Below are 8,311 nucleotides of genomic sequence, written 5' to 3'. Positions count from 1 at the left end.
CGCATGCGCCGACCAAGGTGCCCAATCCGCGTCCCCAGGCATGTCGTCGAAACAGTGCCAGCACACCCAGGACCACAACAGCGACCGCCAGTATCGGCATGCCGACGAAGACGGTCAGCATGCCCGCCGGATCGGATGCCAGCGCCGGCAGCGGCATGCAGAGCAGCGCAGGCAGGAACCCACCGGCACGCAGCGCACGGCGCACGCGGGGCCTGGTGGTCTGCATGGCATGGTGGTGCATCAGGCCGGCCCGAGCCGCCGGACCTGGTAGACCGCGATATTGGCGACCGCCAGCGCACGCACCACCTCGGGAATCAACTGCATCGGCAGTTGCAGTTCGTACCCATGGTCACGGGCGCGCAGCGCCCCGGGGACGAAGTGGAAGGCGGGGTGATCGGTACTGCGCTCGACCAGGAACGCGGTGATGGCATCACGCGCGGTGAAGTCCGTCTCCCCTACTTCCAGGTACACCCGGTACAGCGCATCGCTGTAATCAGCCGGGGTGTCAGACGTGGCATCCATTGGAGCGGTGGTCATGCGCGTCTCCAGGACGACGGGCAGAAAGACTCGAGGTGCCACCTTATCGCAACCCGGCCGCCGGCACGCGCCGGTCTGGCCATGCGGCTAAGCAGTCGGTATCAGCGAAAAAAGGGCAATCAATGAGATCAACGCCCCCCACGACAATGCAGCCACTGCCACCAGCAAGGCCTTGCGGTGGGTCGCCTGTGCCTCACCACGGTCTGCGCCTTTGCGGTCGTAGAACCTCATCAACCCCAACAGCTCTCCGGTGACACCCCATACCCCGACAAGAAGCAAGGCGATGCCGCAGAAACCGAACGCCGTGCCGAGGGGGGCGATCGCGGCGCTCTTGGCGCACAGCTCCGGTTGATCAGCGAGTGCTTTCACGAATGCCCCCACAAACGGGGCAAGCAGCGAGGCGATGACCGCACAGAATCCGAGATGGCTTCCCAGATACATCCAGAATCGAACGGCCGGGCTCATCGTGTACCCGTGGGAAACAGCCGGGGCAGCAAGAGCATTTCTTCGTAGCCTGACGTTCCTGTCGAACAGAGCTTCATTGCTGTCCCCTTCCTATGTGCGGGCTATTCAGCCGATACGTGGATGCCTGAATGAATTGTTCATTTTTCCGGATCCTAACAGCAAGCCGGGGCAGGCGGAAGTTGGTTGAGAAGTTCTCCGTCCAGGTGATTCGGTCGGGGTGTGCGAGCGATGCTGAGCGTCGCTCGATTTCGCATCCGCCGTTCCTGGTCCAATGCCATGACGCGAGCGCCTGGGCAGGACCACGTCTGGATGACATCGCCATGGGCAGTGCGGATGCCCCGCCTGCCTGTCCTGCCAAGCAGGCAGGAGAATGATCGACAGCAGCGCGCCCTTCTTTACCTTGGAATCCAATCACGCTATCGAGCCTGCGTGTCAGGCCAACTCCCCGCGCTCGACTTGGCCGACGACGCGTATTTGACTGCCAGGCAGTGAACGCGTTGACCGGGGGCGGGTGTTACTCCCCTGCGCATGGAAGAAGATGGCCCACACATTGCAGGGTCGAGCGAAGCCAACAAAAAAGCCCCCGTTTCCGGAGGCTTTTTCGACTGAATCGTGGTGGGCGGTGCAGGGTTCGAACCTGCGACCCTTGCCGTGTGAAGGACGAGATATGGCCTTGCGGCACAAGGGATCGACCCATTGAGCCTTGTTTTCTAGTCTCATTGCGTCCCGTTGGATTTGGCTGCACACTGCATTTTGCAGTTACAGCGCAGTTACGGCCCACCATGAAGCAGTCTAAGCGACTCAATCCGTCCACCGTCGAAGCAGCCAAGCCCGAGGCAACGCCCTACCGCATCTGGGACACGCTGGTCCCGCAGTTGCACCTTCGCGTGCAGCCGTCAGGGGTCAAGAGCTGGAATGTCCAGTGGAGCCGCACCAGCACCCGCGCGCTGGGGAAGTGGCCAGGGGTCACAGTGGACGCGGCACGGACCAGGGCGCGCGCTGTCCTCGCGGAGACAGACCAGCACGGTGCGCCGCTGTCGGTGGTAAAGCCAAAGGCCGACACCACCGTGGCAGACGCCTGCAGCGACTACGTGACTGCCCTGGAGAAGGACGGACGCAAGAAGGCGTCGGATGATGCCAAACGCCGGTTTGAGCGTTGCCTCTACGCCGACAAGCTGGGCAAGGTGCGATTGACGGACCTGCACCAGGATCATATCGAGGCCTGGCGCGATCGCGTGGAGAAAGGTGACCTGCCCCCGCTGCCGGTGAAGCGCGGCCGGCCACCAGTGGCGAAGCCCCTGGCCAAGTCCAGCGTCAACCGCATGCGCACGGTGCTGGTGGCCGCCCTGAATCACGCTGTGGCCCGCCGCAAGGCTTCACCCGACGTGGCGTTCGAATGGAACTCGGTGAAGCCCCTGAAGGACGCCAGCCAGCGCCGTGGGCTGTACCTGGAGCGTGAGCAGCGCCGCGCGCTGCTGGATGCCGCCGTGGGGCCGGTGCGTGACCTGATCGAGTGCGTCGCCCTCACAGGGTGCAGGCCGGGGGATCCCGCTATCTGCCTGCGGGCGGACTATGACGGCCGAACGGCCAGTGTGCGTTTCCGAAGCAAGGACCACGACCGCAAGATTCCGCTCTCCCCCGCCGCCGGCGCCATGTTTGACCGGCTGGCCAAGGGGAAGCTCCCCAAGACCCACATGTTCACCCAGGAAGGTGGGAAGGCATGGACGGCTGACGCTTGGAGTGATCCCGTCAGGGAGGCCGCTGCGCGCGCTGGGCTGCCCGCCGGTGTCACGCTCTACACCCTGCGGCACTGCTGGATCACGGACGCCATCGTGGGCGGCATGGACCTACTGACCGTGGCTAAGCTGGCCGGCACGTCACTGGCGATGATCGAGAAGCACTACGGGCACCTGGTGCAGGGCGCCGCGCGCGACAAGCTGGCGCAGGTGCAGTTCCTGTAGCAAAGCGCAAAAATGCACCATGGCTTGCTCGCCAATCAGGGATCTGTCGCGGCTATTTCCGAGGCCAGTTCCTTCTGAATTTCCTCAGCCACCTCTGCGGGCGAAAGACCCCGCTGCTCCCCAGCCTTTGCCTTTTCGTTGAAGTGCTCCAGTAGTTCTGGGTTCGCAAGGGCGTTCAGCACGACCATGTTCGACGTAACGGCACCGCTTTCGTCTGAACTGCTCGCGCGCGCCAGGAGTTCCCCATAGACCGCCTTGAAGTAGCGCTCAGAAGGGGACAGTAGCGATTCAGGCATGAAGAACGACCGGCCAACAGGCGAGGAAAGCACTAGAGATGCAAGTTGCTCAGGGGCGCTTGCATTGATTGCAAGGGGATTGCCTTTTTGAAGGTTGTCCGCGAAGACCTCGACGACACCGGCGACCACCTTTGAAGCCTTGACCCCGTCGACTTCGTACTCGCGAAACTGCTGTTCGATCAGGTACTCAGCTGCTTGGCTAAGCGAAGTTCGTCTGTCCCGTGCGACCACTTCCAAGCCAAAGAGAAGGCTCGGCCGTAGTGTCAGGTTGATCCGTTGCAGCTTTTCCCCCGGCGCACGCGGCGGGCGGCCGCCTTTGTTCTTGGCTGTTGACATGACATATCCCGGTGTGTCTAATGACGTTCAGTAGGTTTGTGAGCACACAACCTACTTAACCCATTCATCTAGAGCGCAACTATGTCACAGGATGCAACGAAACCCAAATTGGCCTACCCCATTGAGGTGGCTTTCGATCAGCTTGGGGTGTCACGCACCAGGGGATACCAGCTCATCAACGGCGGCATGCTCCGGACCTACAAGGACGGCAAGCGCAGGCTGTGCAGCCACGTGGCACTGGTGGAGTGCCAGCAAGCCATGGAGAGGGCCTCAACAGAGGGCAAGCGCAATGCCGCGGCCGCCTGAAAAAAGAAACGGCCCGGATGGTCCTACCCATCCGAGCCGCCGAAGTCTTGACCGAACCCTTGCAAGGAACGACCTGACCATGAGCCATATCCTACACCACGCCCGGCCGGCCGCAATCGGGGAACCCCTCACCCCCGCCCCGGATTTTTCTGACACCGCGCGCTGGGGCCTTGTCCAGGTCACGGACAGCTTGAACGCCCCCAACTACCAGCCCGGCGATGTGCTGCACGTCGACCTCAGCCGCAACTTCTTCTACGGCGACGCCTGCTACGCCGTGGAAATTGGCGGCCAGCAGTTGATCCGCTTCGTCCAAGCCCGCACTGGCGGCCTGTTCGTCTTCACCCGCAGCCAGCCCCACGCCGCCTATCCGGTTCCCCGCGAGATGTTGGTGTTCCTGGGGATGGTGACCCATGCGACCACCACGCGGAGGGTCGGCTGATGGACAAGACCCCGCAGGAAACCCCCAGCGAGGTCATGGACCGGACGCTGAAGATGGTGCGTTCCTGGCCCCCCGAGGTCCTCGCCCACCTCGCAAGCCAGCCGGCCGGCCGCGCTCATCTGCAGCAGGTTCGCGCGAACTTCGTGGCTCGGGCGGAGGAACACCGTGCATTCGCAGAACAGGCCCGTCTGACGCAGGAGCAGTTCACTCAGGTGGTGGTGGTGCTGGATCGCGCGCTGAACTCAACGCTGGAAGCCTGACATGCGGACACGGAGCCCAAGGGAGCATCACTTCCAGCCTATGGCTATTGGCGACAGCGGCGCACCGGAGCAGACCAGCCCGGGCGATGTCCTCTCCCCGCGCGCGCTGCCAGTGGGGCCGGGCATGGGATTCGCCCCATGATCGCCTCCCGCATCCCCGTTGACCCCATTGCGTGCGATTGCTGCGGCAAGCCGCTATTGCCGGTGTTCGGCACCTATAGCCGCGTAGAGCGTGAGTACGGGTGGGCGTCCCTACCCTACGTGCTGTGCGGATCGTGCGCTCTGGACCACCGCGGCCGGCCGCCTGAGGCGCGCGTCAGGGAGTGGGTGCTTGCCCGCGCCTCGCGCGCTGGACAGGGCTGGTTCCAAGCTGTGCGGAGCATCGTGGGGGCGCAGAGCCAGAGTGAGCGCGATGGGCGATGAGTACCGCAAGCGCATCCCTGAGCGTCAGAGGGCGAAGCACACAGGGCGGCGGTCAAGCGACACATTCGTTCGACTTCCCCACCCCATGATCCAGTCGCCGGCGTTCTACGCCCTTGGTGGCGGCGCGCTGAAGATGCTGATGTTCCTGGCTGCTCAGTACAACGGCCGCAACAACGGCGACCTCAGCGCCACCAAGGCGATGGTGGCAGCGGCCGGCGTGTGCGCCACCAGCAAGCTCGGGGAACTGCTCGCCCAGCTGGAGAACGCCGGGTTCATCGTGCAGACGCGGCATGGCAACAGAAAGCTCTGCAATCTCTATGCGCTCACCTGGTACGGCATCGATACCTGTCCTGGGAAGTCGCTGGAGCTGCTGCCTGGGCCGCCGCGCAACGACTGGCGGAAAACGCGATCTGTAGTCCCTTCAGGGGGCCAAAACGAAACGCAATCTGTAGCCCCCGCAGGGGACCACATTGCACCCTTCAGGGGGCCAAAAGCAGCATGACCAAAGTCTTTTGCACCCCTCAGGGGGCCATAAACACCGTTTTGTGCCGTTTTTTGGCCCCCTCAGGGTGCCCCTTTATATATATCTACCAGGCGGGAGCGCAGCGGACGCTTGGCGCTGTTGCTCCTGCGCTGTGGATTTACCGCTTACAGGGCTCGCGCACCACCACGGCCCCACTGCACAGATTGCACCCTTCGAACATGTCGCAGATTGCACCCTTTGACCTGGCCGGTGGCGACGATCCGTACTGCTGGCCACCGGGACCGCACGGAACCCGCGCGCTGCACACGGGTGACACCACGTCACGGGTGACAGATCGGCACGGGGCGCACCCCCTGCACCCCGCGCAGGTGGTGCACGACGTTCACCACCTGCGCCCGCTGCACACCTACACCACGAGGATCGCATGACCAACGAAACCCTGAAGGTGGCGCTGACCAAACGCGCGCTGGCAAAGCAGTTGATGCGCGCTGGCAGCCCGAAGCAGGAAGCCGAACAGGTGGCCAACCGCCTACCGCAGAACCAACGCTGGACGAAGCTGCCGCTGCACGTGCGAGCAGACATCGCCTGGAAGTCCGCAACCGCCAAGAGAGACGAGAAATGAACACCGATCAGAAGATTGCCAGCACCGCGCAAGCCTTCAACGCTGCCGCCGCTGAACTCGCCGATGCAATGCTCGCCAAGCTGCAGGAACAGGATCCTGTGATCGCGGCAAAGGTCGCGCAGGTGCTCCAAAGCGGCGAGCGCATGGTCCTGACCTGGGAGATGAATCCGGCAGCACCTTCGATTTGGTGGGCAACCATTGACGACTACCAGCAGATGAAGCGGATCATGACGATTCCGGGCGCAGGCGGAGCGCACCAGCATTGAGCCACGCGGCGCGCCAGCGCCAGATTGCCTCGGCCTCGCCGCAATGCGAGGTCTGCGGTGCTGCACTGCCTGTTCGGCGGACCGGCCGGCCACGGCGCTACTGCAGCGATCGGTGCCGACAGAAGGGCGCGCGCGTCCGCGCCATTGTGAACGTCATGGTCGGGATCGAACTGCTGAAAGCTGAGTTTGCCGTGGAAGCAGAGACCGACTGGTCCGACGAATCCCACCGCGTCGCGTAACGAAAGGCCCAGCGCCGCGTTACGAAAGCATATCGCCCATCCGCGCGCTGCGTTGAACTACACACGCACAAGCGAGACAGGCGGCGGCGATGGAAGAAGACCATACCAGCATCACGAATGGGCATCTTGAGCGAGCTCTACGGCAGCACGGCATTCCAGCCGATGACGTAGCTGCCGTGTTGAAAGCCAGAGCGCGCATGCATGCGCGTCACAACGAACAGGAAGGGAGAAACCCGCAAATGAGTCAGGAAATCAACGCCAGCCTTCGCGAGCTGGGCAGTAACCTCAAGGCGTACAAGGAAAGTACCGAGCAGCAGGCCGCAGAAGTGGCCGCGCGCCTGCAGTCTGTCGAGCAGATTGTGGCGAAGATTGACACTCAGGGCCACGGTCACTACTCCCACGCTGACCAGGAGAGCGTGGGAACGCGCGCTGCAACTGCGATGCGCGAGGATGCGGCGTTCGACACAGCCCGCGACCAGGCTGCGCGGAAAATGAAGATTGGCCAATTCGCATCCCGAGCGAACATCGATGCCTCCATCAAGGCGGCCCTGACCAACGGAGGTAAGGGGAACGCGGGCGACACCGGCGTTCCGAGCCAGCCTGAACGGCGGGGCTTCATCGGTCAGGTGCTGCCGCCCCTGCGCCTGCTGGACGTGCTGCCCAGTCGCCCGACCAGCAGCGATGCGGTGGAATTCATCCAGTTTACTGGCACCGGTGATGCTGCCGAGCAGGAGCATGAAGGCGATACGAAGGCGGAGCTGGCGTTCGAAGGCACATCGGAGCGTGCGGAAATTGTCACCATCGCCGGGTGGACGGCTGCCTCCAAGCAGGTGCTGTCGGACGCGCCGGCATTGCAATCGCAGATCGACCGCGTGATCCGACACAAGGTGCTCGCGCGTCTTGAGGACCGGATCATCAATGGCGTCGGCGGCCAGGGAAAGATAAACGGCCTGCTCAACCAGGCAATGCCCATGGTCCCCGCTATCGGGGAGACACCGGCAGACATCATCGGTGAGGGCTTGGTCGCCATGGCTAACAACGGCTACGCCCCCAACCTGGTGCTGATGAACCCGCTCGACTGGTTCCGCCTGCAGATCACCCGGAAGAACGACACCGACGATGAGTACGTGTTCGGCAGCCCCACTTCCCCTGCGCCGCCCTCGCTGTGGAACACCACCATCGTCGCCACGGCAGCCATGCCGGCGCGGAAGGTACTTACCGTCGACACGTCGCTGGTGACCGTTCTGGATCGTGAGCAGATCAGCGTGGTGCTGAGCAACACGCATGCTGACTACTTCGTTCGCAACCTGGTCGCCATCCTGGGCGAGCTGCGCGCCGGTCTGGAGGTGCTCGACACCGCTGCGGTGCTCAAGTTCGAACTGCCGCCCATCACGCCGTGAGGCCCTGACCATCGGCCCGCCCAGACCTGAATGGGGAGGGGCGGGCCGAAAGTTCAGGCCCTTTGTCCTCCTGACCGTGTCGCCAGATGTTTTTTTACACCGTCAGTTGAGAAAAACCATTTTTTCGGGGTGCGCATTTCGCCATCCTGCCCGGCGGCCCCAGCGGCCACCGCCCAAGGCCGGGCCAGGGGCTCGGCAGGAGCCCATATATGTCCCGTCGATCCCTCGGCAGCCTTTCGATAGACGTGATCGCCAACATTGGCGGCTTCGCCAACGG

At 63.4% G+C, this 8,311-nt stretch carries 14 protein-coding genes; 9 read left to right on the top strand and 5 right to left on the bottom strand.

The genetic code is table 11. The annotated features are described in order from the left end of the window. The 3 genes from DBR34_RS04855 to DBR34_RS04845 form a co-directional block, all read right to left on the bottom strand. A partial coding sequence (locus tag DBR34_RS04855) for a hypothetical protein (RefSeq protein ID WP_146186769.1) occupies nt 1-226 on the bottom strand: 226 nt, incomplete at its 3' end. A 14-nt stretch (nt 227-240) separates the two neighbouring features. Next, on the bottom strand, nt 241-537 hold the full coding sequence (locus DBR34_RS04850; protein WP_219928213.1) for a hypothetical protein: 297 nt from the start codon (nt 535-537) through the stop codon (nt 241-243). 87 nt (nt 538-624) lie between these two features. Beyond that, on the bottom strand, nt 625-1,002 hold the full coding sequence (locus tag DBR34_RS04845) for a hypothetical protein (protein ID WP_128095928.1): 378 nt from the start codon (nt 1,000-1,002) through the stop codon (nt 625-627). A 782-nt stretch (nt 1,003-1,784) separates the two neighbouring features. Between DBR34_RS04845 and DBR34_RS04840 the strand changes: the two genes are divergently transcribed. Then, a complete protein-coding gene (locus tag DBR34_RS04840) occupies nt 1,785-2,963 on the top strand; it encodes an integrase family protein (RefSeq protein ID WP_128095927.1) in 1,179 nt (392 codons plus the stop codon). A gap of 35 nt (nt 2,964-2,998) precedes the next feature. Here DBR34_RS04840 and DBR34_RS04835 read toward each other — a convergent pair whose 3' ends face one another. After that, nucleotides 2,999-3,595 (bottom strand): hypothetical protein, encoded by a 597-nt coding sequence (locus tag DBR34_RS04835; protein ID WP_128095926.1) that lies wholly within the window; start codon nt 3,593-3,595, stop codon nt 2,999-3,001. An 81-nt stretch (nt 3,596-3,676) separates the two neighbouring features. On the opposite strand from DBR34_RS04835, the gene DBR34_RS04830 reads away from it, so the two are divergent. The 8 genes from DBR34_RS04830 to DBR34_RS04795 all read left to right on the top strand — a co-directional run bounded on the left by DBR34_RS04830 (nt 3,677) and on the right by DBR34_RS04795 (nt 8,034). Beyond that, a complete protein-coding gene (locus tag DBR34_RS04830) occupies nt 3,677-3,901 on the top strand; it encodes a DNA-binding protein (RefSeq protein WP_128095925.1) in 225 nt (74 codons plus the stop codon). A gap of 79 nt (nt 3,902-3,980) precedes the next feature. After that, a complete protein-coding gene (locus tag DBR34_RS04825) occupies nt 3,981-4,340 on the top strand; it encodes a S24 family peptidase (RefSeq protein ID WP_128095924.1) in 360 nt (119 codons plus the stop codon). Then, nucleotides 4,340-4,600, top strand: a complete 261-nt coding sequence (locus DBR34_RS04820; protein ID WP_128095923.1) for a hypothetical protein — start codon at nt 4,340-4,342, stop codon at nt 4,598-4,600. Before DBR34_RS04825 ends, DBR34_RS04820 begins: the two co-directional genes overlap by 1 nt. Nucleotides 4,601-5,108: 508 nt before the next feature. Then, a complete protein-coding gene (locus tag DBR34_RS04815) occupies nt 5,109-5,525 on the top strand; it encodes a hypothetical protein (RefSeq protein ID WP_181393902.1) in 417 nt (138 codons plus the stop codon). 406 nt (nt 5,526-5,931) lie between these two features. Further along, nucleotides 5,932-6,129 carry a hypothetical protein gene (locus DBR34_RS04810; RefSeq protein ID WP_128095922.1) on the top strand — a complete coding sequence of 66 codons (198 nt, stop codon included), beginning with the start codon at nt 5,932-5,934 and terminating at the stop codon, nt 6,127-6,129. Next, the gene (locus tag DBR34_RS04805; RefSeq protein ID WP_128095921.1) at nt 6,126-6,395 is read left to right on the top strand and encodes a hypothetical protein; all 270 of its coding nucleotides are present in this window, start codon (nt 6,126-6,128) and stop codon (nt 6,393-6,395) included. The genes DBR34_RS04810 and DBR34_RS04805 overlap by 4 nt, the downstream gene beginning before the upstream one ends. Next, nucleotides 6,392-6,634 carry a hypothetical protein gene (locus DBR34_RS21210; protein ID WP_181393901.1) on the top strand — a complete coding sequence of 81 codons (243 nt, stop codon included), beginning with the start codon at nt 6,392-6,394 and terminating at the stop codon, nt 6,632-6,634. Before DBR34_RS04805 ends, DBR34_RS21210 begins: the two co-directional genes overlap by 4 nt. 89 nt (nt 6,635-6,723) lie before the next feature. After that, nucleotides 6,724-8,034, top strand: a complete 1,311-nt coding sequence (locus DBR34_RS04795; protein WP_128095920.1) for a phage major capsid protein — start codon at nt 6,724-6,726, stop codon at nt 8,032-8,034. Between the two features lie 53 nt (nt 8,035-8,087). On the opposite strand, the gene DBR34_RS21630 is transcribed toward DBR34_RS04795, so the two are convergent. After that, nucleotides 8,088-8,311: hypothetical protein (locus tag DBR34_RS21630; RefSeq protein ID WP_219928212.1), on the bottom strand; the 224-nt coding region annotated here is incomplete at its 5' end.

This window comes from Stenotrophomonas sp. HMWF003, assembly GCF_003061285.1.
Lineage (GTDB): Bacteria > Pseudomonadota > Gammaproteobacteria > Xanthomonadales > Xanthomonadaceae > Stenotrophomonas > Stenotrophomonas maltophilia_AP.
This window is presented reverse-complemented; position numbering and strand designations above follow the sequence as displayed.